This window comes from Streptomyces sp. CB02414, from assembly GCF_001905385.1.
GTDB lineage: Bacteria > Actinomycetota > Actinomycetes > Streptomycetales > Streptomycetaceae > Streptomyces.
This window is the reverse complement of sequence record NZ_LIPF01000003.1, coordinates 493,471-514,007: the sequence shown is the minus strand read 5'-3', so window position 1 is coordinate 514,007 and position 20,537 is coordinate 493,471. Positions and strand designations below refer to the sequence as shown.

22 protein-coding genes and 1 pseudogene are annotated in these 20,537 nt (G+C 69.3%); 10 read left to right on the top strand and 13 right to left on the bottom strand.

Annotated features, from left to right (window positions below; translation table 11 throughout):
* The first annotated feature begins 142 nt into the window (after positions 1–142).
* Positions 143–1,168: a helix-turn-helix domain-containing protein gene (locus AMK11_RS13390; protein WP_073726567.1), complete on the top strand. Its 1,026-nt coding sequence runs from the start codon at positions 143–145 to the stop codon at positions 1,166–1,168.
* An 85-nt stretch (positions 1,169–1,253) separates the two neighbouring features.
* On the opposite strand, the gene AMK11_RS13385 is transcribed toward AMK11_RS13390, so the two are convergent.
* The 3 genes from AMK11_RS13385 to AMK11_RS13375 all read right to left on the bottom strand — a co-directional run bounded on the left by AMK11_RS13385 (position 1,254) and on the right by AMK11_RS13375 (position 3,508).
* Positions 1,254–2,771, bottom strand: coding sequence for a LacI family DNA-binding transcriptional regulator (locus AMK11_RS13385; RefSeq protein WP_073726565.1), 1,518 nt, complete (start codon positions 2,769–2,771; stop codon positions 1,254–1,256).
* 51 nt (positions 2,772–2,822) lie between these two features.
* Complete coding sequence (locus tag AMK11_RS13380; RefSeq protein WP_073726563.1) at positions 2,823–3,179, bottom strand: helix-turn-helix domain-containing protein; 357 nt, start codon at positions 3,177–3,179, stop codon at positions 2,823–2,825.
* A gap of 71 nt (positions 3,180–3,250) precedes the next feature.
* Positions 3,251–3,508, bottom strand: a complete 258-nt coding sequence (locus AMK11_RS13375) for a helix-turn-helix domain-containing protein (protein ID WP_041824705.1) — start codon at positions 3,506–3,508, stop codon at positions 3,251–3,253.
* A gap of 511 nt (positions 3,509–4,019) precedes the next feature.
* Between AMK11_RS13375 and AMK11_RS13370 the strand changes: the two genes are divergently transcribed.
* The 6 genes from AMK11_RS13370 to AMK11_RS13345 all read left to right on the top strand — a co-directional run bounded on the left by AMK11_RS13370 (position 4,020) and on the right by AMK11_RS13345 (position 10,195).
* On the top strand, positions 4,020–4,952 hold the full coding sequence (locus AMK11_RS13370) for a hypothetical protein (RefSeq protein WP_073726561.1): 933 nt from the start codon (positions 4,020–4,022) through the stop codon (positions 4,950–4,952).
* Complete coding sequence (locus AMK11_RS13365) at positions 4,949–5,650, top strand: ATP-binding protein (RefSeq protein ID WP_073726559.1); 702 nt, start codon at positions 4,949–4,951, stop codon at positions 5,648–5,650. The genes AMK11_RS13370 and AMK11_RS13365 overlap by 4 nt, the downstream gene beginning before the upstream one ends.
* A gap of 228 nt (positions 5,651–5,878) precedes the next feature.
* The gene (locus tag AMK11_RS13360) at positions 5,879–7,168 is read left to right on the top strand and encodes a hypothetical protein (protein WP_073726557.1); all 1,290 of its coding nucleotides are present in this window, start codon (positions 5,879–5,881) and stop codon (positions 7,166–7,168) included.
* Between the two features lie 182 nt (positions 7,169–7,350).
* Positions 7,351–7,842, top strand: coding sequence for a plasmid mobilization protein (locus AMK11_RS13355; RefSeq protein WP_073726555.1), 492 nt, complete (start codon positions 7,351–7,353; stop codon positions 7,840–7,842).
* A complete protein-coding gene (locus AMK11_RS13350) occupies positions 7,839–9,575 on the top strand; it encodes a relaxase/mobilization nuclease domain-containing protein (protein WP_073726553.1) in 1,737 nt (578 codons plus the stop codon). The genes AMK11_RS13355 and AMK11_RS13350 overlap by 4 nt, the downstream gene beginning before the upstream one ends.
* 230 nt (positions 9,576–9,805) lie before the next feature.
* Positions 9,806–10,195 (top strand): hypothetical protein, encoded by a 390-nt coding sequence (locus AMK11_RS13345; RefSeq protein ID WP_073726551.1) that lies wholly within the window; start codon positions 9,806–9,808, stop codon positions 10,193–10,195.
* A 92-nt stretch (positions 10,196–10,287) separates the two neighbouring features.
* Here the strand turns inward: AMK11_RS13345 and AMK11_RS13340 are convergent, their stop codons facing one another.
* Positions 10,288–11,109 (bottom strand): DUF317 domain-containing protein, encoded by an 822-nt coding sequence (locus AMK11_RS13340; protein WP_073726549.1) that lies wholly within the window; start codon positions 11,107–11,109, stop codon positions 10,288–10,290.
* A 164-nt stretch (positions 11,110–11,273) separates the two neighbouring features.
* Positions 11,274–11,636: a DUF317 domain-containing protein gene (locus AMK11_RS13335; protein ID WP_073726547.1), complete on the bottom strand. Its 363-nt coding sequence runs from the start codon at positions 11,634–11,636 to the stop codon at positions 11,274–11,276.
* A 182-nt stretch (positions 11,637–11,818) separates the two neighbouring features.
* Between AMK11_RS13335 and AMK11_RS13330 the strand changes: the two genes are divergently transcribed.
* On the top strand, positions 11,819–12,523 hold the full coding sequence (locus AMK11_RS13330) for a nucleotidyltransferase domain-containing protein (protein ID WP_073726545.1): 705 nt from the start codon (positions 11,819–11,821) through the stop codon (positions 12,521–12,523).
* Positions 12,524–12,571: 48 nt separating this feature from the next.
* Here AMK11_RS13330 and AMK11_RS13325 read toward each other — a convergent pair.
* The 6 genes and pseudogenes from AMK11_RS13325 to AMK11_RS13295 all read right to left on the bottom strand — a co-directional run bounded on the left by AMK11_RS13325 (position 12,572) and on the right by AMK11_RS13295 (position 17,620).
* Positions 12,572–13,524: pseudogene (locus AMK11_RS13325) on the bottom strand (FAD-dependent oxidoreductase).
* Between the two features lie 582 nt (positions 13,525–14,106).
* A complete protein-coding gene (locus tag AMK11_RS13315; protein ID WP_073726541.1) occupies positions 14,107–14,694 on the bottom strand; it encodes a class IV adenylate cyclase in 588 nt (195 codons plus the stop codon).
* 11 nt (positions 14,695–14,705) lie between these two features.
* Positions 14,706–15,368: a class I SAM-dependent methyltransferase gene (locus AMK11_RS13310; RefSeq protein WP_073726539.1), complete on the bottom strand. Its 663-nt coding sequence runs from the start codon at positions 15,366–15,368 to the stop codon at positions 14,706–14,708.
* Entirely contained in the window at positions 15,286–15,858 is a 573-nt protein-coding gene (locus tag AMK11_RS13305; RefSeq protein WP_073726839.1) for a hypothetical protein, read from the bottom strand. Before AMK11_RS13305 ends, AMK11_RS13310 begins: the two co-directional genes overlap by 83 nt.
* 61 nt (positions 15,859–15,919) lie before the next feature.
* The gene (locus AMK11_RS13300) at positions 15,920–16,822 is read right to left on the bottom strand and encodes a radical SAM protein (protein WP_073726537.1); all 903 of its coding nucleotides are present in this window, start codon (positions 16,820–16,822) and stop codon (positions 15,920–15,922) included.
* 72 nt (positions 16,823–16,894) lie between these two features.
* Positions 16,895–17,620: an HAD family hydrolase gene (locus AMK11_RS13295; RefSeq protein WP_073726835.1), complete on the bottom strand. Its 726-nt coding sequence runs from the start codon at positions 17,618–17,620 to the stop codon at positions 16,895–16,897.
* Between the two features lie 98 nt (positions 17,621–17,718).
* Here AMK11_RS13295 and AMK11_RS13290 point away from each other — a divergent pair, with 98 nt between their 5' ends.
* Positions 17,719–18,492, top strand: coding sequence for an XRE family transcriptional regulator (locus AMK11_RS13290; protein WP_198941348.1), 774 nt, complete (start codon positions 17,719–17,721; stop codon positions 18,490–18,492).
* Positions 18,479–18,946: an NUDIX hydrolase gene (locus tag AMK11_RS13285; RefSeq protein WP_073726534.1), complete on the top strand. Its 468-nt coding sequence runs from the start codon at positions 18,479–18,481 to the stop codon at positions 18,944–18,946. Before AMK11_RS13290 ends, AMK11_RS13285 begins: the two co-directional genes overlap by 14 nt.
* Here AMK11_RS13285 and AMK11_RS13280 read toward each other — a convergent pair.
* Together AMK11_RS13280 and AMK11_RS38475 are read right to left on the bottom strand one after the other, a co-directional pair.
* Positions 18,934–19,497 carry an HD domain-containing protein gene (locus tag AMK11_RS13280; protein ID WP_073726837.1) on the bottom strand — a complete coding sequence of 188 codons (564 nt, stop codon included), beginning with the start codon at positions 19,495–19,497 and terminating at the stop codon, positions 18,934–18,936. The two genes, AMK11_RS13285 and AMK11_RS13280, sit on opposite strands and share 13 nt — an antisense overlap.
* Before the next feature lie 54 nt (positions 19,498–19,551).
* Positions 19,552–20,253: a hypothetical protein gene (locus AMK11_RS38475; RefSeq protein ID WP_241846959.1), complete on the bottom strand. Its 702-nt coding sequence runs from the start codon at positions 20,251–20,253 to the stop codon at positions 19,552–19,554.
* Positions 20,254–20,537: the final 284 nt, after the last annotated feature.

Sequence of the window (20,537 nt, the reverse complement as noted above, 5' to 3'; positions counted from 1 at the left end):
ATATCACGGCACGACTTTCCGCGCGGCCTTCTACACTCAGATCGTAGTGCTTATGCCGGTGGCGCCCCCTGGGGCGTGCGTGGCTTCCGCGATCCGCCAAGATGTGGGGGCCGAGATCAAGCAAGGACAGACAAGGGGAGAGATGAGCACGCAGGCGTTCGAGCGCACTCGACTTCGAACAGCCCGCGAGTTGGCCGGGCTGACCCAGGCACAGCTGGCCAGAGAGGCTGGCCTCACACCTGCCGCAATCAGTCAGTTCGAGAGCGGGGCGGCGCGCCCGAGCCCAGAGTCTGTCGGCACTCTGGCCGAGATCCTCGCGGTACCCCCCGCGTTTTTCCACGAGGCGATGACCGAGAGCCACGAGGGCTTCTTCCGGTCGCTCCGCCGAACATCGGTGGTTGACCGCCGCCGCGCCCGAGCGATCGCTCATGTCGCACACGACTTGGCCGTCCGGGCCTCAGCTGCGCAGCGGTTCCACGCAAGCGACGTACCCGTGATCCCCGTGAGCGGGCTGGACGTCCCTGCAGCCGAGATCGAGCAGACCGCCGCCCGCGTCAGGTCCCTATGGGAGCTTCCCTCGGGCCCGGTCGGGAATGTCGTTGAGCTACTGGAAGCACACGGGGTCGCCGTGATCCGTCTTCCCCTCGACAGCGCAGACGTCGATGCCTTCTCTCTACCCTTCGCCGACCACCCTGTCGTCGTTCTGGGCACCGACAAGGACGACCGTGCCCGATCCCGGTTCGATGCCGCACACGAACTCGCCCATCTCGTACTGCATGGTGAGCAGATCTGGGGCGTCAAAGAGGTCGAGACGCAGGCCCACCAGTTCGCGGCAGCCTTCCTCATGCCCGCCGAGGACATCTACGACCAGCTGCCGACCACGGTTGAGTGGCCAACCCTGTTCGAACTGAAGCGGCGTTGGCAGGTGTCTTTGGCTGCCCTGCTGATGCGTGCACGGACACTAGGCCGCATGAGCGAGAGCACGTACTTGACGGCAATCAAGGCTGCATCCGCCAGAGGGTGGCGACGTGTGGAGCCCGTTCCCCTAGGCCGGCCGGAACAGCCGGTAGGGCTTTTGCGGTACCTCGCCTCCCCTGAAAGCGGCGCGGCCCGTGCTGTCCTGCCACCGCGGATCGTGGAGAGCATCGAGGTCGCGTCAGCGGCATAGCGCTCCGTGAGCCACGAGCCGACGAACGGTATGGCTCCCCACATTCGCAGCATGCCCCGCAGGCATGCTGCGGGGCAACGTAGAGCTACCGAAGGGCGATCGCGCGAGCGCGTAGGAGATCGCTGAGCACGCGCACTGGCGACGTCGGGCACAGCGCCAGTCGGACGTCGAGCGCCGCCTCCCATTGCTCGGTCAGCCCGAGTTTGAGGCGCTGTCGCATTCCCGGGGTGACGTGGGCGTAGCGCGCCGAGACCGAGCCGTCGATGTGGCCCATGCGTTCGTCCATGAGCACCTTCTCGGTTCCCAAGTCCTCCATCATCGTCCGGTGGGTGTGGCGAAGGCCGTGGGGCGTGAGCCCCTTGGCTATCGGGAGCCAGCAGGCGTCAGCCCGATCGCTGGCACCCCGTCCCCGGGCCGGGACGCCGGGCCACGGTTCGCCGAGCAAGGGCACCGGCCGTGGCTCCTGCGGCGCCTTCTTCGGGTACCAGCCGGAGACCGCCGGCGTGAACAGCCAGGTCGCAAAACCGTTCCTGCGCCAGTGGGCGGCATGCTCCGGCACGACGCCGCCCCGCACGAACCCGAGGTCCGCGATGGCCTGCTCGACCTTCGCTCGCGTGGCCTCGGTGACGCGTTCGGGGTGGTTGAGCACGTTAGACACCGTGCCGGTCGAAACGTCGGCACGACGGGCGACGTCGACGAGCTTCGCGCCCTGGTGGCCCCCGGTACGGGCCGCGCCTTGTCCTCGGAAGACGTAGGTCTTGCCGTGACAGGGGCACGGCTTGGGCTTCGTGCGGGCGATGTGGTTCGCGACCAGCGCTGACAGCCAGTCCATCGAGTCGATGGTGCGGTAGCTGTCGTCCTTCGGCGGGCAGCGCACCAACTCCCCCGAGTCGAGCTCGTACAGCTGCCACTCGACCCGGACGGCTCCAGGGCGGACGAACGCGGTCTCCAGGCCGACGATCTCGCCCCAGCGCATGCCGGTGTACCCCTTGAGGACCACGGCGACGAACTCGTCGTCACGGCCGGAGAGCAGGGCGGCGCGCTCGGCGGTCAGCAGGATGCCGAGCGCGTCGGTGACCACCTTCTCCGGACCACGGTCTCGGGAGCGGCCAGCGCGTTTGCCGCGTCCGCGCCGCCGGGCGGCCGGGTTGGACGTGATCAGGCCCTCGTCGATCGCGTCCTCGAAGATCAGGTGGAGCGTCGAGCGCCAGGTCTTGACGCTGGAAGCGGCATAGAGGGCCTTCTCCTTCTTCTCCCACAGGTCGACGTCCGTGCGCAGGATGCCGGCGAGCGCCTTGTCCTCGAACTCGGGGAGCAGGTGCTCCTCGATGTGGCGCTTGTAGTTCTGCATGGTCGAGGCGGCCAGGTCCTGGGACTCGTACCAGCGGTTCGCATACTCGCCGAAGGTCTCCTGGCCAAGGGCCGGGTCGCGCCAGTCGCCGCGACGGTACGCGTTCTCGGCCTCGGCCGCGGCCCGTTGGGCCTCGCCCTTGGTGGCGAACCTGAGCGCCTTGCCGTTCTCGTCGACCACCGTGTTGTGCTTGCCGGGCGCGACCTTGTACCGGCCGCGCCAGTAGCTTCCGCGCTTCTCCGCGAAACCCAAGTCCCGCTGCCCCTCTCTTCCTTGTCCTCGTCTACGGCAGATTCGATCGGGTCACGCGGCAGTGCCGTACTGCTGTTGCCGACGCGGCGGGCGGGCCCGTAGGCGGGTAGTCGGCGCCACGGCAGGGCGGCGAGGTTGCGCGGCGCCGGTCTGCGTACCGGGCTCGGAGAGCGGTTCGGTCGCCCGTGCGGCTGTCTGCGCGGGCTGTGCCCGCCGCTGCTCGTAGAGGCGGATGATGTCGGCGAGGTGCTCGGCGGTGAAGCGGTAGGCGCGGCCGACCCGGGTGTGCGGTATCAGGCGCCGTCGCGCTCGGTCCTTGACCCACCAGGCCGAGCAGCCGAGGGTGTCGGCGATCTCCTCGGGGCGGTAGAGGCGGGGTGGAGGGGCGTCGGACGGCCTGTGAGGCATGGGCGCGGGCGTGGATCGGTGCAAGGGGGCGGCTCCTGGTCGGGAGGTCGGGGAGGGGCTGCGTGAGCGGCTCAGGCGGCGCCCGGTCCCTGGAGGAGGGCGGCGGGTGACACCTGCAGGGCTGCGGCGATGGCGACGAGGTCGTCGATATCGCATCGCCGCTTGGCGAGTTCGATGCGGGACAGCATCGTGTTGGACATAGGACGGCCCAAGGCGGTACAGCGCGCCGCGAGTTGGCGCTGCCCAAGGCCGCGTTCGATGCGGAGGTTTTCGATGGTGCGGGCCACCGTCAATCCTGCGGGTCCTATTTCCAGGGATCGTGCTGCCATAGCTCCAGTTGTAGCGTGCATTCGGCGGTTTGGATAACCGCCGATCGTCGGCTATGTTGCGCCGCGCTCAATCGGTGAGCGAGGCGGTCGGGGTGCTGCGCAAGGCCGGATCCCCCGAACGGGAACCGACACCGCAGACCCTCTCTGACGTGGGGTGTTGTGTTGTAGCTTCGTCACTCGCAGGACGTCAACGGCTTCCCGATATGATCCTTCTGGCTCGGGATGCGCGGCAACTATTTGGTCAACCGCCGATCGTGCCCTACCGTTTTCGCACCGCCCTCGCCGACTCTATTTCCAGCGGCATTTCTGCCGTGAGAGATTGCGCCGGATAGGGCTGGACTTGCGCGACCTGGGTGTGGCTATGTTGACGACACCCCGGAAAGCACGAGCGGCCATCAACGCTCCCGCGTCAACGGCCAGACATCCCACGCCCCTTCACGCCCGACCCGCCCCGACCGACGGTGAACCGTGGGCATCCCGCCTACCGGCCACCGAGTGAGGACCGCCCCTCTTGGCACGAATCCGCACCATCAAGCCGGAAGCCTTCGTCTCCGAGTCCCTGGCCGCCGTCTCCCTGACCGCCGAGCGCACCTTCTTCGGCCTGCTCACCCAGGCTGACGACCAGGGCCGGCACCGCGACCACGCCGCGATCATCGCCGGGCAGCTGTGGGCACTGCGCCCGGAACACACGCCTGGAGCTGTCGAGCAGGACCTCGCCCAGCTCGCCGACGCTGGGCTGATATGCCGCTACAAGGGCCCGGGCGACAAGCGCTACCTGCACATCGTCACCTGGCGGCAGCATCAGAAGATCAACCGCCCCAGCGCGAGCCGTCTTCCCGCCTGCCCGCACCACGACACGCAGGCTCGCACCGCGCCCGGCGTCGATGCGCTGGCTGCGGAAGTCGGCATCACGGAGCCCGCACCGCAGCCTCACGGAGTCCTCCGTGAGGGCTCCGGGCGAATACGCGAGCCTGCGCTGAATCCGGTCACTGATGACGAAATAGCAGGTCAGAGCGATTTCGGCGAGCCTTCCGTGAGGCACCAGGGAGGGCTCAGTGAGGGAGCGGTGACGCCTCAGCGTCCGGATCTAGGACCTAGGATCATGGATCTAGGAAATACCCCTTCGGGGGGCGCGAGCGCCCCCGCACCCCACGCCGTCTCGGCCAACGAGCTCATCGCCGAGTACGCCGCCGCTTGCACACACCGTCCGCCCAAGGACGTCCTGGGCCATCTCGCTCGCGAGGTGCGCAAGCTGCTCGGCGAGGGCATCGCCCCCGCCCACATCCGGGCCGGCCTGGAACGGCACCGCGCCAAGGGCCTGCATCCCAGCACTCTGCCGAGCCTCGTGCACGAGGCCATGAACGCGGCCCCCACCGCGCCAGTTGTCCACAGGGCGTGGACAAACCCCGCCGATGTCGAAGCCGCCTACGGAGGTGACCTCTGACCGCCACCCTCACCCGCGAGCCCCACCGGGTCGGCCCGCTCGCCGACCGGCTCAACGCCATCCTTGCCAGTCGCGGCATCGACCTCGCCACCGCCGCCGTCGAGGACGGGCACGCCGAGCCCGTCACCGCGCTGGAACTCGCCGACGCCAGGATCCCCGCCCGCTACCGCCGAGCCCTGGCCGACCACCCGAAGGCCACAGCCTGGGCCGACGAGATCGCCCGCGCTGGACGCCCCGGCCCCGGCGGGCCGGGCATCGCAGAGGGCCCGTCGCTGCTGATCGCCGGCCCCACGGGCACGGGCAAGACGTACCAGGCGTACGGCGCCGTCCGCACCCTGCTCGCCCGAGGGGTCCGTCTGCGCTGGGAAGCGACCACCACAGCCGACTTCCACGCGCGCCTGCGCCCCCGCGTCGGCCACGACGCCGAACGGGAGCTGCAGACCCTGGCGCGCTGCCCGCTGCTGTTCCTGGACGACCTCGGCGCGGCCAAGACCAGCGAATGGACCGAGGAGCTGACCTACCGGCTCATCAACCACCGGTACGAGCACATGCTCCCAACCCTCATCACCACCAACCTTCCGATGGAGCAGCTGCGCGTCACCCTCGGTGACCGCGTCGCCTCCCGCCTCGCCGAGATGACGGAGCGCGTCATCCTCGACGGCCCCGACCGACGACGCCGCACAGCGCCCGCCGCCTGACTGGCGCCTTAGCACCCTCTCCTGGCTGGCCCCGCCGCATCACCCGCGCTCACACCAGCCCCGCCCGCGCCAGCCACTCGCGTGGGCGGTTGCTCAGCGCGCCGTCGATTCCCCTTCGCCTTCACCCCCCCGACGCCTTGGAGCCCCCTCCTGCCTCCTCTCGACGCCGTTCCCCTCGCCATACGGATCAGCGGCACGACGCTCCTCCCTGACTGGGCCACCTCCCCGGTGATAACCGCGGCGCTCCTCGTGTCGCCCGTGTTGCTCGGCCTGCTCGCCGGGTGGCTTCTCCGCCAGCAGCGCCGCCGGCGGCATCACACCAACCGCTGGCGTGGAGCCGCCGCGGTGCCGGTCGCGGCCGTGGCCGCGCTCGGCTGCACCGCCTACAGCGCGGACACCAGCTGGCGGTTCGCCGCCGACTATCTCGACATGGGCGGCACCGCCGAGCGCGTCGCGATGTTCGCCGCCGCCGAGCTGGCCCTGTTCGCCACTGCCCTGATGGCCCGGCAGAACCTCAACGGCCCGAAGCAGGCACCCGGCCTGCCCGGCACCCTCACCTGGGTCATCACCGCAGTGCAGATCCTGCCCGCCTATGCCGAGTCCGGGCTAGTCGGTGGCACCGTGCGGGCCTTTGTCGGCCCGGTCATGGCCGCGATGTTGTGGCACCTGGCCATGGGCATCGAGCTGCGCCACCGCGCCCCCGACGCCGCCTCACGCGGTCTGGCCGCCGTCCTCGTCCGCCAGGCACGCGAACGCCTCCTGGCCCGGCTCGGGATCGCCGACCAGGACGCCGATGCCGCCCGCCTCATCCGCGACCGCGCGCTGAGCGAAGCCGTCGCCCTGATCCTGCGCGCCGAGTCGATGACCGCCCGCCGGCGCAGCAAGCGGCGGCAACAATGCCTGACGGAACGCCTGCACGAGGCGCTGGAGCGGGCCGACGTCGATGGCGACCCGCTCCAGGACGAACTGCTGCTGCGCAAGCTCGCCACGCGCAAGCAGGCCCTCGGCCTCGCCTCCATCACGCTGCCTCCGCGCTGGCAGACTCCGGCCTCGGCCCCCGCTCATGAAGGCGGGCACAGCCGCCCGCGCTCCGCCCGCCCGGCACCACTGCCTCGGACAGAGGACGCTGCCCGCCCACGCCCATCAGACCCGGGTGACGACGAGGCGCCTCCGGTTGCCCGCTCGGAGCCTGCCCGCCCGGTGCCCGGGCTGCCCGCACGGGCAGATGCCGAAGACGGCCCCGCGCTTACGGGCAACAGCGCGGGCAGCGTGTCGGGCAGGCGCGAGCGGAAACCGACTGCCCGGAAGAAGCGGCACACCGGCAAAGCCCGCGCCTCCGACGAGGTCATCCTCAAGCACGCTCGCCGCATCTACGAGGAGACCGGCAGCGTCGGACGCGACCGGGTCGAGACCGCTCTGCGCGCGGTCGGCTACACCGTCTCCAGCGACGACGTCGGAGGAGTCGTCCGCGAGTTCAAGGCCCAGCTCAAGGCCACGCCCGGCGAACCACCCCGCTGATCCCCCAGCACCAGCACTCCCAACCAGACCCCGACCCGAAGGGCCCCATGCACACCCAGCACCACGAAAATCCCATGCCTCACGAGGAATCCCTGCCGACCGCCCCCGCCCCGTCGGGAGCAAGTTGGAGGTTCGGACACTCCCCCGCAGGGGGAGCGCCCGAACCCGATCCCGCCCCGGGGGTGGCGGGGCCCGTCCGGCACCAGGGGGCACCGGACGGGAAGGCTGCGACCGAGGGCGGACCACAGCCAGGCAAGGCCAGCCGCAAGGGCGAAGCCAGCAAGGGGAAGTCGCGTCCGCGTGACAAGAAGCAGCGCCCCGCTCACAGCGTCCGCCTCAACGACCAGGAACTCGCCATCATCCAGTCCAGCGCCGACCACGTCGGCATGAGCGTGGCCGGATTCCTGGCCCACTCCGCCCTGACCGCCGCCCGCGACCAGTCCCGCACCGCAGCGGCCATCGCCACCGAGCGGGACATTCTGACGGCCCTGTTCGGTGTGCGCCGTCAGCTCGGCTGGGCGGGCAGCAACGTCAACCAGATCGCCAAGGCACTCAACTCTGATGCCGACGTACCACACTTCGCCGCCGCCCTCGCCGACCTGCAGCGTGCCGCGCAGGCCGTCCAGCGGGCAGCCGACAGGGTCGCCAACGGGCAGGAGGGCCGAGCGGCTTGATCCCCCGGATCCACCAGCAGGGCAGCAACACCCTCGGGCTCCTGCACTACCTGTACGGCAAGGGCACCCACGAGGAGCACATCGACCCGCACCTGGTCGCTTCCTTCGACAATATGGCCCCCGACCCAGGCCGCGACCCCTCGGCGACGAAGAAGGACCTCCAGCACCTCCTCGACCAGCCCCTGTCCCTCCTCGACGCGGACCGGCGTCCCGACAAGCACGTCTGGCACTGCTCGGTGCGCGCCGCGCCCGACGACCCGATCCTGTCCGACGAGCAGTGGGGCGACATCGCCCGCCGTATGGTCGCCGCCACCGGCATCGACCCCGGCGACGGCGCCGGCTGCCGCTGGGCAGCCGTCCGGCACGCCGACGACCACATCCACATCATCGCCACCCTCGTCCGCGAGGACGGCCGCCGCCCCGACCACCACCGCTCCGGCAAACGCGCCCAGGCCGAGTGCCGCCTGATCGAAAAGGAACTCGGCCTGCACCAGGTCGCGCCCGGGGACGGCACCGCCGCCAAGCGGACCACCAGCGCGGAGCGGCACAAGGCCGAACGCACGGGCAGGCCGCGTCCGGCGCGGGAGGAGCTGCGGGAGACCGTACGGCACGCTGTCGCCGGCGCCGGCAGCGAGGGTGAGTTCTTTGACCGGCTGGCCGCCGCCGGTCTTCTGATCCGTAAGCGCGTCGCGCCCTCAGGTGACCTGCTCGGCTACAAGGTAGCCCTGCCCGATGACCGCAACGGTGAGAAGGAGCCGGTGTTCTACGCGGGCTCCACGCTCGCACCCGATCTGTCCCTGCCCCGCATCCGCGAACGCTGGGCCCTGCCCGTGGAGGCTGTGGCCTCGGCGGGCGGCTCCGGGCGGGATCAGCCGGTCCTGCCGGATGTGACAGGTCCCGCGTTCGCGCGGCGCCGGGCCACCGCAGCCACCTGGCAGGCCCTCCTGGTCATCGATCACGGTGATGACGGCGCGGCAGCGGCCCAGATCGCAGCGGCGGGGGAGATCCTGGACGCACTGGCCCAGACCTCCGCCGCCCACACCCGCAGGGAGCTGCGCGAGGCGGCCTTCGTGTTCGAGCGGGCCAGCCGCTCCCACGTGAGGGCTGTACGCGAGCGCGACCGCGTTCTGCGCCAGGCCGCCCGTGACCTCGTCCACAGCGGCCCAGTCCTGGGTCGTGGGGAAGGCGGCGCCACCACCGCCATGCTCATCGACATGGCCTTCTTCCTCGCCATCGCCGCGTCGAACTGGCACGCTCGGAGGAATCACAGTCAGCAGGCCGCCGCAGCCCAGCAGGCAGCTGAACACCTTCGCGCCGCCTACGAAACCGCAGCAGCCGAGCCGAGAGCCGTCTTGCAGCGGCGAGGCCAACGTCTGGCGCCGCGTGTTCGGCAGCGGCACGCCGCCCTGCTCCAGCAGGTGCTGCCGGAGCTTGCCGAGCGGATCCGCGCCGAGGCCGGCTGGGCCGCCTTGGCCGCCACCCTCGACGACGTCCGGAAGGCTGGCCACGACCCGGCCGTTCTGCTGGCCGACGCCGCCCGACGACGTGAGCTCGACACCGCCGACTCCATCAGCGATGTCCTGGTGTGGCGCCTGCGCCGCAGTGCACACCTGCTTGCCCTACCCGCAAGCCCCGACGGAGCGGCCACGATGGGCACTCGCCGCACCGCACCCCTCGCGCCCGTCACGCAACCGGCCACCAGCGCCGTGAACGACCCCAGCCGACGGCGCTGACCAGCGAAAGCTGGCCGGAACATAGCCGACGATCGCCGGTTGGCCAAACCGGCGGTCCTCCGGACCATTGGTGCCCAGAAGCCCCACAACTTCGCTTGGCACCTTCGTCCCCACCGCAGTCGAGCGCGCGGCGCCCCCGCCACCGGCCCACGCTCAGAACCACCCTTCCGCGAACACCCTGCTTCTCGCCAGCACAAACCGATCTCACGACACCACACAAGGAACCACCCATGCGCTCCTCCGTTCGCCCCGAAGTCGTCCTCCTGCTCATCACGTTGGACCTCGACCACCCCGACATCCGGAAGCGCCCCTACCACCGTGACGGACGCCCGTTCACCCGTGCCGAGCGCGACCTGCTGATCACCTTCACCCCGGAGGAAAAGGCCGCCGCGATTGCGCAGATACAGCTCGAAGACGAATGGCAGCGCGAGCTCGACGAGATGAAGGCCGCCTTCGTCGACCTGCTCACGAAGTACTTCGCCAAGCTCCCCGACGGATCCGTGGTCAGCGACGCCGTCGCCATCATGACCGACGAGGACTACGCGGAGTTCGAACGCCTGGCCGAGATCGCCACCGCGGAAGACACCCTCGAATTCCGCGCCCTGTACGAAGGAAGCTGACCGGCCGCACACCCACGGTGGCCCACTCGGCGGGTACACGAAGCCGGGCCTCCCCGGAGGGGAGGCCCGGCTTCCATGCGTTGGACAGGCCCTCAGCAGGCCGGAGCGCGCAGCAGCCGATCGCGTGTGGTTTCCGGCAGCACCCGGCGCAGCACCGGCGCACTGGAACTGAGGGAGTCGGCGAACGCGGCGACGAGGTCGTGCGGCACGCTGCTGCTGAACGAAGCCGCCCACAGGTAGCCCGCACCGAGCACCGGCTCGGCCCACGCCTGCCACCCGGCCAGAGCCGCCTCATCCGCCTCAGCCACCAGCGCGAGCGGGTCGCCGTCCTGGATGAGGGGCGGCATATCACCGAGGCGGATGTGGGAGGCAAACATCGCATCCACCGCGCCCAACCTGGGCTGGTCGACGTCACGCAGCCACCCGTGAGCCGTTACCGCGTCGACGACCAGCTCGGGTCCACCGCACGGCAGGGCTGGCTGAGCGCGGGAGTCGAGCGCGGCCAGGAAGCCGGCGAGGATCTCCCCCGGGATATCGGGGGTGAAGTAGGCCGACCACTGGGCGAACGGACTGCTCGGGTCCGTATGAGCGGACACTTGCCAGGCGACCGGCAGGTTGCCCAGGTGGAACGGCTCGTCCGGCAGGACCCATTGCGCCCACCGCAGGGAGTCGGGGCTGATATGCAGGACGGTGCTGCGCAGGACCTGCCGGTCCTCCGGCGCCTCATCCGGCTCCCGGGGCCCGCGGACGAGCGTCAAGCTAGTCCAACCCAGGTTGGCGAGCGTGTCAGCGACGGCATCGTAGAGGCGCCCGTCGTCACCGGCCAGGTGCCGGGGACCGACCCAGTACGCGGACGGGACGCAGGCCGGAGCGGGTGGATCGATCGGGAATTCGGGATGCAGGTACGCCTCCAAGGGGCTGGGGGCTGGGGCTTGATGCCGCCAGCGGTGCGTGCAACTGAATGGACGTGCTGGACTGGCCTTCCGGCGACCTCGGGTGGCAGATGCGGGGCTACTCCGTCACGCTCTCACCAGGCAGACGACAGGTTCCCCAGGGCGCCGACTCGTGTCTCTGGCTGTCACACGCGCTGGGACGTCTTCAGCACGCGCTCGACTGCGGCAGCGACGACATCGGCCGGCGTCTCGGTGTCGAAGGAGATCTGGTAGCCGCGCACCTTGGCCGTACCGGTGACGGCAATCTTCCACCCCTCGCCGTCGGTACCAGGGCGGCCGGACGGAAACCATCCGAGATAGAAGGTTCCGTCCCTCGAGTTGACGTGTACGTCCGCGCGGTCGTCGACGACCAGGTGGAAGTCGTCGGCGGAGAACTGATCCATCACGAGTGTCGCCTGGCCCGGGCCGAGCAGCCACTCACGCAGCCGCAGGGCCTCGACGCTGGTGGAGAATCCGGGACCCTGGGGTGCCGCAGTAACGGCAATCACCTCTTTGACCTGGTGTTTTTGCGAGTAGGTCGTCCAGGTTCACATGCCCATGCGACGCTGACCAGTCATTCGTGGATCTTTGCTGTCTGCCCCCGGCGAACTGACACGCAGGGCGCGAGACCTCGCTGTCCAGCCGCGGAAAACGGCGTGCACCCGGTGGGAGCAGTGCTGATAGTTGCCGCATGGATGCGATCGAGGCCGCACGCGCCGTCGTAGATGAACAGCACCCCGAAGCGCGCACCGCGTTCTTGGGCGGCAGCGTCGTGACGGGCCGCCGAACGGCCACGTCGGACCTCGACATCGTGGTCCTGCTCCACGGAGCCCCAGCCCCCTACCGGGCAAGCCGCCAGTACGCCGGCTGGCCAGTGGAGATGTTCGTGCACACCGAGGCAACGTGGCACGCCTACGTCGAACGGGAGCTGCGCAAGCGCCGGTCACCGCTGCTGTGGATGTGTGCCGACGGACTGCTGCTCTTCGACACCGACGGACTCGGGGCCCGCCTCGCCGCGCAGGCCCGGAAGCTGACCGCCGCCGGACCACCACCGGTGTCGTCGGAAGAGATCGACGACCGCCGCTACGCGATCACCGACCTGCTGGACGACCTCGCAGGAAGCGACAACCAGAGCGAACGTCTCTTCATCGCGACCGAACTGGTCCGACGCACCGGCGAGCTGGCACTGGCCGTTGGCGGTTCGTGGGGTGGCGGTGGGAAGTGGCTGGCACGCCGTCTTGAGACGACTGCGCCAGGGCTCAGCGCGCGCCTCCACCACGGCCTACAGGAGGTACTGGACGGGAGAGCCGAGACCCTCGTGGCCCTCGTGGACGAGGTGCTTGGGCAGACCGGTGGCCGGTTGTGGGTCGGCTACAAGCGTGTCGGGGCGCCTTGAGCGATCTCGCGCTGCGGACGTCGCAACGTCTGTTCTTCCACGTGCAGATCACTTGACGGAGAGCAACGCCCGAGCCTCCTCGGCGCACCCCCACGACAGCGTGACGCCGGCGCCTCCGTGGCCGTAGTTGTGCACGACCACGGTGCCGTCCTCCCCCACCTCTTCCTCCACACGGACCGTGGCGCGGGTCGGTCGAGCGCCGACCCGGTGTTCCAGGACGCGGACTTGGGCGAGGCGGGGCTCGACCTCGGCGCAGCGGGCGAGGATACCGGCCGCCACCTTGTCGTCGGGGGCCAAATCGCCCTCGCCGTCGATCGCCGTGCCGCCCAGTACGACGGTGTCCCCGTGCGGGTAGAAGCACAGCAGGTCCGGGGAGAGGCCGGTGTCCTCGCAGAAGAACTCGGTCAGCCCGGGGTTGGTGACGACGACGTGCTGGCCGCGGATGGGCCGGAGGTCAGGGTCCGGAATTAGGTCGCGCGCACCGAGGCCAGCGCAGTTGACGATCGCCGATGCCGGACCGGCGTCCGAGAGCAAGGTCAGCCCTCGCTGCTCGACCACACCGCCGGCATCGCGGAGCCGGCACAGGAGATAGTCGAGGTAGGTGGGCATGTCGATCAGTGGCACAGTGAACCGGTAGCCCGCCATGAACCCGGCCGGAAGTTCGGCCCGCTCGCACGGTCGGAAACCTGGCAAGGTGGTGGCCCAGTCCGGCGCGGCTTCGGTCGTGCGGGATGCCTCGATGCCACTGGTGAGCCGGACGCCCGTCGCCGGATCCTGGGCCAGCTCCCGGAAGATCTCCAAGGACCGTTGTCCCCACTGGTCGACCTTGTCCTTCGGCTCGACCAGGTAAGGCCCCCACACCGCCCCAGCAGCCAGCGACGTGGTCCCCGGCACCTGCTCGGCGATCACGTGCAGGCAGCCCCGGCCTCGGCGAGAACCACGGCTGTGGTGAGCCCAGCCACCCCAGCCCCGACAACGACAACGCGCTCCCCTGCTGTCATGAGCCGACCGTAACGGCCTGCGCGTGGCGGCGGTGCGTGGGCGAGGTTGTCCTCCAACACATGCGCCGCGGGATTGACCACAGGGCATCGTGAGGACCTTCCAAGCGGGATGTAGTACCCCGCAGGCCCGCCCTGGTCGCGGGGCTCATACCGCGGGGGACGGTAGGCACTTCCGTGACCAGGGCGGGGGCTTAGCCGCGGCGGAGAGATCCTCGTCGGCCCCGATGTCTGCCGGCCCGCCGTGCTGAGGCCGACGCAGGGGAGGTCGCATCGCTCGGCCGAGCACGACGAGTTGGTTCGTCCCGGCTGAGGAGAGACTGCCAGACCCGCTCCTGGAGGGCTCGGATGCAGGGCCCGCAGGCGTACATCGGCGCCTGGGCGCCTGCGACACGGGCGGGGCCGATCCACAGGACGCGAGTCCACCGCTGCCCGCAGTAGAGCCAGCACGATCCGTCGACCCACTCGTTGCCGTCATCGGTGGCTGCCGGTGCGGGCAGTCCGCCGCGTGCGAACTCGGCGATCCCCGGGATCACCCTGTGCCGTAATGCGGCTTCCGTGAGCATGGCTTGTCCGCCCCCTTGATCAGTGGCTGCAGGCAGCGGAGGAAGCGTCCTCCTGCTTCTCGGCGTCGGAGAACAGGAGGGTGGGCTCGGCGAGGATGTCGCGGCCGGCCTCGCTCTTGTAGATCTCGTCGACGCTGCCGAAGCGGGCTTCGGAGTAGTCGAGGTCCAGCAGCGCGGCGGCCTGCCGGACCGACGCCTCGTCGGGCCCCTCGATCTCCAGGAAGGTGGGGAGGTCGGGCCAGGTGTCGAAGTCGAAGGCGACCTCGCCCAGGCGCCACTCCTCTCGGTAGTTCTCCTGGTAGCGCACCTCGGTGAGGCCGACCCGCCGCAGGATGTCGGCCATGGCGTGCAGGTCGGACACCTCGGTCTCGATCTCCTTGGTGCCGTCGATCGTGGTGGCGTCGATGACCTGCTTGAGGGTGAGGGTCGACCGGGTGCCTTCGTCCCGAAGGCGGATCCAGGCCCCTCCGTCGAGGGAGTCGTTCTCGAAGATCTTGCGGGTGAGGAGGGTGCGCGGGAACGCCTGGACGGCTCCGAGGGCGGTCAGCTTGGCCTGGAGGCCGGTGGCGTCGACGGCCAGAAACTTCGCCTCGTACTCGTGCTTCATGTGTCCTTCTCTCAGAAGTGGTCGATGAAGGGGGACGTTCGGGCTGCCATGAGCAGGCCCATGCGGTGGGTGTGGTCGTTCGGCTGGCCGACGTGGGCCCGTTCCGTGAACTCGTTCGTGCGCAGGGTGAGCAGGACTTCCCAGTCACCGATGAAGTGAGGGAGCAGGCGCTCGGGGGAGGTGTAGTGCTCGGTCATGTGGTGGCGTCTTTCGACGGGCATCATGAACTCCGCACCGAACACACCGCCCGGGCGGACCAGGCGTTGCATGCGGTCGACGAACTCGGCGAGCGGGCGGTGGTGGTTGGCACTGTAATGCCACGAGCAGCTCGTCCAGACTGCCTCGCACTGCATGCCCAGGGACTCGCCCTCAAGGAAGTCGTCCTCAACCACGTGGACGCGGGCATGGAGTTCTTCGAGCTTCAGCCGGTCGATCAGGCCCATCGCGTGGGCTTCGCTGTCACCCGGAAGGCGTACCTCGCCTCCGTGCAGGGCGAGCGCGTCGCGTTCGATGGCGACCACGTGGTAGCCGGCGGCGGCCAACGGCAGGACGAACTTGCCGTCGCTCGCCCCGATAACCGCGACGGTGGCGTCAGGGGCGACTCGCTCGCGCAGTGTGCCGAGGAACTGGGGGAAGAACGTGAGGGTGTGCTCCCACAGGCTCTGGGTCTGCATGGGAGTTCGCTCCTTGCCTGTCGGTTTCTGTAATCACACGGAGGACCTCTTCGGGGCTGCGCCCCGTGGTGTCGACGCGACGCATCGGGAACGAGGCGTAGGCGTCGGTCACCTGGTCCGGGACGGTTTCGATCAGTGCGTCCCACTGCGTCGCTGGCTTGTCCCGGGCGGCCAGACGGCGGCAGCGTTCGTCGTCGCCGCAGACGAGGTAGTACGTGACGGGTGTCGGGAGCCGGCGCGGCAGCGTGACGCCGAGCCGAGCCCCCATGGCCTGGTGGGTGGCGAGGCACCGGGCGAAGTAGCTCTCGACGACTACGGGGACGCCGGCGTCGAGGTGGCTCTGGATTTCCTCGGTCGCGGTGAATAGCGCGGAGAGGTAGAGGCACATCCGCGCGTCGACGTTGGTGCGCTGGTCCATGGCCGCTCTGAGGGGCTGGTACAGGGCGGGCACGGTGGGGACGAGGACGGCTTGCCGGGCAGCGGCGAGCATCGGGGCGATGGTCGACTTGCCGGTGCCCCGTAAGCCTTCCAGGCTCTCGAATCGCGGGTGGTCAGGCACGGGCGTACACCACGTCCGGCACCGTGAGCGTGAGCTCGTCGCTGGCCGAGGGCTGGTGGACGATGCGGCCACCGCTCTTCTCGTACCAGAAGGCGTGAGAGTCCTTGCCCACGGCCTTGCAGGACATGGTCAGGGCACCACGCGGGTCGGCCTCGATGCGGTCGATCTCGCGGGGCCCGCCGGTCGGGGCGCAGAGCTGTGGGGCGCCGTGCTCGGAGAGGTCCTCGTCGACGATCACTTCCAGGGGCAGGTCGGCCGCCGCAAGTTCTTCGCGGAGCCGGCCGTAGGCGGCAGGCTCGGTGACCAGTAGCTCGGGGTGGTCGGCGGCGTTGCCTACAGGCCGCAGGTGGTGGAGCTTGAGTTGCTGGACCCCGAGTCGGGCCAGGATGCCGGCGAGGGGAAGCACCTCACCGATGTTTCGTGAAGTCACGGTCATGGTCGCGCCGGTCGGCACTCCGAGGTCCCGTGCCAGGCTCAGTGCGTTGAGGGCGCTCTGGTAGCTGCCGTGCCTGCGGATGCCGTCGTTGGTGGATCCGACGCCCTCCAGGGACACCCTGAGGAGGTCCAGGTGCGGCGCGATCTCTGTCAGGCGTCGCTCGATCCGGTATCCGTTGGTGCAGATCTCGACGCGCTGGCCCAGTTCTTCCTTGGCGTGGCGGACGACCTGCGGGAGGTCCCGGTGGACGAAGGGCTCCCCGCCGAGCAGGGTGACTTCCTCCGTGCCGTACTCGTCTCGCATCAGGGTGAGGAGGCGACTGGCTTCGTCGGCGGTGAAGGCGTCCGCGTACTGAAGCCGCTTGCCGTGGAAGCAGTGCAGGCACGTGAAGTTGCAGCGGTACAGCAGCTGCAGGTACAGCATCCGGATCTTCCTGATCCCGGTGACTTCCCTGATCACTTGGGCTCCTTCGGCTGGCTGCCTTTCGGGAACCCGATCCTGGCTGTCTGCCCGGGGACCTCGTCACCGCGTTCAGGGACGGCCCGAGGACGTCCTGGGACGTTTTCCGTCACCTGCGAGCGACTCCAGGATGCTTAGAAGGCGCTTGGCGTCTGCCAGGTCCGGCAGGACCTCGGCGGCGCCAGCCGCTGCGAGTTCCGCGTGATCGTGCAGACCGGAGGCGACGGCGACGATCCCGCACCCCGTGGCCAGGGCAGCCTCCACATCACGAGGGGTGTCCCCGACCAGGACGATGGGCGTGTCGGTCCGGACGCCACGAAGCCGCCGCACTCGCTCGCGGGCGACCGCGACCAGATCGGAGCGGAGATCGGCGTCCGCTCCGTAGGCGCCCACCGGCAGATCCAGCAAGGAGTCGAGGCCGAACGCGGACAGCTTCACACGGGCGTTGGCCGCGATGTTGCCGGTCAGGGCAGAGGAGACCCAGCCGCTCCGTGCCGAGGCGGCCTTCAATGCCTCATGGGCTCCTGGCAAGGCCCATCCGCGCGAACGCAGAGCGTCCCGGCGCTCACTCCCTGCCCGTTCGAGGGCGGCCTCAATGACGGGCCAGTCGGGTACGGGCAGCCCATCCCGAACGAACATGTCGCGCATGATCAGTCGGTCCGTACGCCCCTCGGTGCGTGCCGGCTCCGACGGCTCAAACCCCGCAAGCTCCGAGAAGGCGGCGGCGTAGATCTCCTTGCTCACCCCCGCGTTCTCGATGAGGGTGTGGTCGATGTCCCACAGGACGATGAGCTCCATGACGCCAGCGTAAGCAGCAGCCGGAGACACTGTGATTCCGCGACAACGTCCCACAACGTCCTTGCGCGATCACGCGTTGCACCGCTTGCATGGTTTCTGTGAACGACCGACTGCATACCGTGCTCGCCCAACGAGGGGTCTCACCCGATGCGCTCGCGGCGATCTGCGAGGTCGACCCCAAGACAGTGAGCCGGTGGCTGGGAGGACGGGTACCTCACGCGCGGCATCGCTTTCGCGTGGCCGGTCATCTGCGCGTGGAGGAGACCTTCCTCTGGCCGACGCCCTCCAAGCGGCCCGGTCCACCCCGCGACGGATTAGGCACCGAACTGGTCGGCACCTACCAGAACCGAGCCAGCGTGCCGCGGGACGTATGGCTCTCGCTGCTGCGGGAGGCACGGCAGGAGATCAGCGTCCTCGTCTTCTCCGGCACGTTCTTCGCACAGTCCAACCCGCACGTCGCCAAGATGCTCTCCGAACGCGCCGCCGAGGGCGTCCGGGTCCGCCTGTGCTTCGGTGACCCCGACGGACAGGCGGTCGCCGTCCGGGGCCGCGAAGAGGGAATCGGCGACACACTCGCCGCCAAGATCCGCGCCTCGCTGACGTACTACCGCCCCCTGCTGGGCGAGGCCGGGTGCGCGGTGCGTCTGCATGACACCACGCTCTACACGTCCATGTTCCGCTACGACGACGACCTCCTCGTCAATCCCCACATCTGGGGGCAGCCGGCCAGCGCCAACCCCCTCCTCCACCTCAGGAGAGCCGACGGCATGGGGTGGTTCGACAACTACGCTCAGAGCTTCGACGCCGTCTGGGCCACCGCACGGCCATGGGCACCCGACCAGGAGAGGACCGCCGACCATGGGCAGGACTGAGTACTACAACGACCCGGCCGCGCCGAAAGCGAACACCCTCATCCCGGCCAGCAACCTGCTCGTCGCCGACGAGACCGGCGCCATCCTCCTCCAGCGCCGCCGCGACACCGGACAGTGGGCACTCCCCGGCGGAGCCCAGGACATCGGCGAGACCGCGGCCCAGTGCGCGGTCCGCGAGTGCCTGGAGGAGACCGGCATCATCGCGGAGATCACCGGCTTCCTCGGCGTCTACACCAACCCGAACCACATCGTCGCCTACACCGACGGCGAGATCCGCCAGCAGTACGAGAACACCTACATCGGCCGCCCTGTCGGCGGTGAGCCCACAATCAACAACGAGGCCGACGGCGTCCGCTTCGTCCAACCCGCCGACCTGGACCAGTACGACATCCACCCCAGCATGCGCCAGCAGATCGGCGACTACCTCGCCGGCACCTATCCCTACCTCGGCTGAGCCGCCAGAGCGGCCTCGATCCTCTCGACAGAGGAGAAGATCTCCGGCGCCGCCCGCCGGATGAACCGACCGACCACGCTGTCCGCGCCATAACGGCCGACGATCTCCGCGACCCGTTCCCGCGCGATCGTCCGGCCGCCGTCGGGCGTCGTCGTCATGTCGCAATACACGAGGGCGTCCACCAACAGCGGATCGTCCAGCAACGGGAACTCCCTAGCCAACTCCTCCCGCAGCCCCCGTTCTTCCGCCTCCAGCAGCGCGAACGAGTGGTTCGCTACCAAGCAGATCAGCCTCTCGTCGGCACCGTGCTCGTCCCGTAGGAAGCGCGCGCCATCGAGCGGATGGAACCCGGTGGTCGCCAAGCGAGGCGCATATCCCACGTCATGCAGGATCGCGGCCGAGGTCAGCAGGTCAGCGTCCTTCCCCAAGATCAGACCGACCTCGGCCGCCCGGGCTGCGACTCCACAGCTGTGCGCCCACCGTCGTGGGAGCACATTCCCGAGTTCAGCCGCCGCAACTCGCGTGGCCCAGCCCACCATCTCCTCGCCCATGGCCTCTACATCCCCAGCCGAGTGCCTGCCAGTCGCATTGGTCCCCATCCCGCCTCAGTGGGCCCGTCGCTCGGCAGTGAGCTGAGCCGCCGGACGACAGGGCCGGCCCAAGAGGGCGCATCTCTGCTCAAAGTCCGACGGTAGCCAGCCGCGGCTCAGCAAGCGCGGGTGTGCGGGAAACGCCGTGATCGCGGCAACGACGAAAGCGAGCGATGCCCACGGCGTGTGCACGCGTGTCATCACCTGCTGGCCGCGCGTGCTGATAAAGCTTGTCTGGAAGGTGTCCGGAGCAACGAGTTCGATTGCGCTCAGCGCCCTCCAGTCGAGGTCGAGTTCGCACGTCGAGTTCGCGAAATGCAGCCTGCGTGGCGTGAGCGTCACTGCACCTGATCCGTCCACCACCCACCGTGGCTGCGCGTCACGCGCCGCCTGCCGGCGCCTCGTGGAGTTGCCCAACGCTGAGCCCACCAGACTCCCGATGACAAGTGCAGGACTGCCGACGGCGACCACATTGCTGTGCTGGTAACGACCGTCTCCCAGGGCTCGCCAAGTCGAGCGCTGACCGGGGCCCACGGCAAGCGCACGGTCCCCTTGGTCCAGTCTTGCGGTTGTGGCGACGAGGGGGCGGTCAGCCAGGCAGCCTTCGAGCAGGTCGGCGAGGATGTCGCACGTGTGCCACAGATACTCGTCCAGCGGGGACCACGCCGACCGGTTCGCGTTCTCCGGCGGCGGCGCGAAAGGGTTGGGCACTGTCACTTCGGCATCCGTCCGAGGATCCATCGATTACCTAGCGCGATCAACCCTATCCACGCCGCACTACGAGTGGGATGCCGTTCACCTAATGACCGATTTCGTTCGCTCGGACACCTGGACAAGGGACAGGCGCTGGCCTCACGCGCCGACGCACCTGCGCCTTGCGGGTGATACATGGCACTGAGCCGGAGGACGTGGCCGAATCCGTTCGTGCGCCCCTAGTGCGTACTTGTTGCGCTCCCCGGCACTTTCCTAACGTCCAACGGCTCACACCACACGGCTTCGAC

Coding starts and splice junctions, on each gene's coding strand:
- AMK11_RS13390 (WP_073726567.1), top strand. CDS start 143: ATGAGCACGCAGGCGTTCGAGCGCACTCGACTTCGAACAGCCCGCGAG.
- AMK11_RS13380 (WP_073726563.1), bottom strand. CDS start 3,179: ATGCCTCACAGGCCGTCCGACGCCCCTCCACCCCGCCTCTACCGCCCC.
- AMK11_RS13375 (WP_041824705.1), bottom strand. CDS start 3,508: ATGGCAGCACGATCCCTGGAAATAGGACCCGCAGGATTGACGGTGGCC.
- AMK11_RS13345 (WP_073726551.1), top strand. CDS start 9,806: ATGCGCTCCTCCGTTCGCCCCGAAGTCGTCCTCCTGCTCATCACGTTG.
- AMK11_RS13330 (WP_073726545.1), top strand. CDS start 11,819: ATGGATGCGATCGAGGCCGCACGCGCCGTCGTAGATGAACAGCACCCC.
- AMK11_RS13315 (WP_073726541.1), bottom strand. CDS start 14,694: ATGAAGCACGAGTACGAGGCGAAGTTTCTGGCCGTCGACGCCACCGGC.
- AMK11_RS13310 (WP_073726539.1), bottom strand. CDS start 15,368: ATGCAGACCCAGAGCCTGTGGGAGCACACCCTCACGTTCTTCCCCCAG.
- AMK11_RS13305 (WP_073726839.1), bottom strand. CDS start 15,858: ATGCTCGCCGCTGCCCGGCAAGCCGTCCTCGTCCCCACCGTGCCCGCC.
- AMK11_RS13295 (WP_073726835.1), bottom strand. CDS start 17,620: ATGGAGCTCATCGTCCTGTGGGACATCGACCACACCCTCATCGAGAAC.
- AMK11_RS13285 (WP_073726534.1), top strand. CDS start 18,479: ATGGGCAGGACTGAGTACTACAACGACCCGGCCGCGCCGAAAGCGAAC.
- AMK11_RS13280 (WP_073726837.1), bottom strand. CDS start 19,497: ATGGGCGAGGAGATGGTGGGCTGGGCCACGCGAGTTGCGGCGGCTGAA.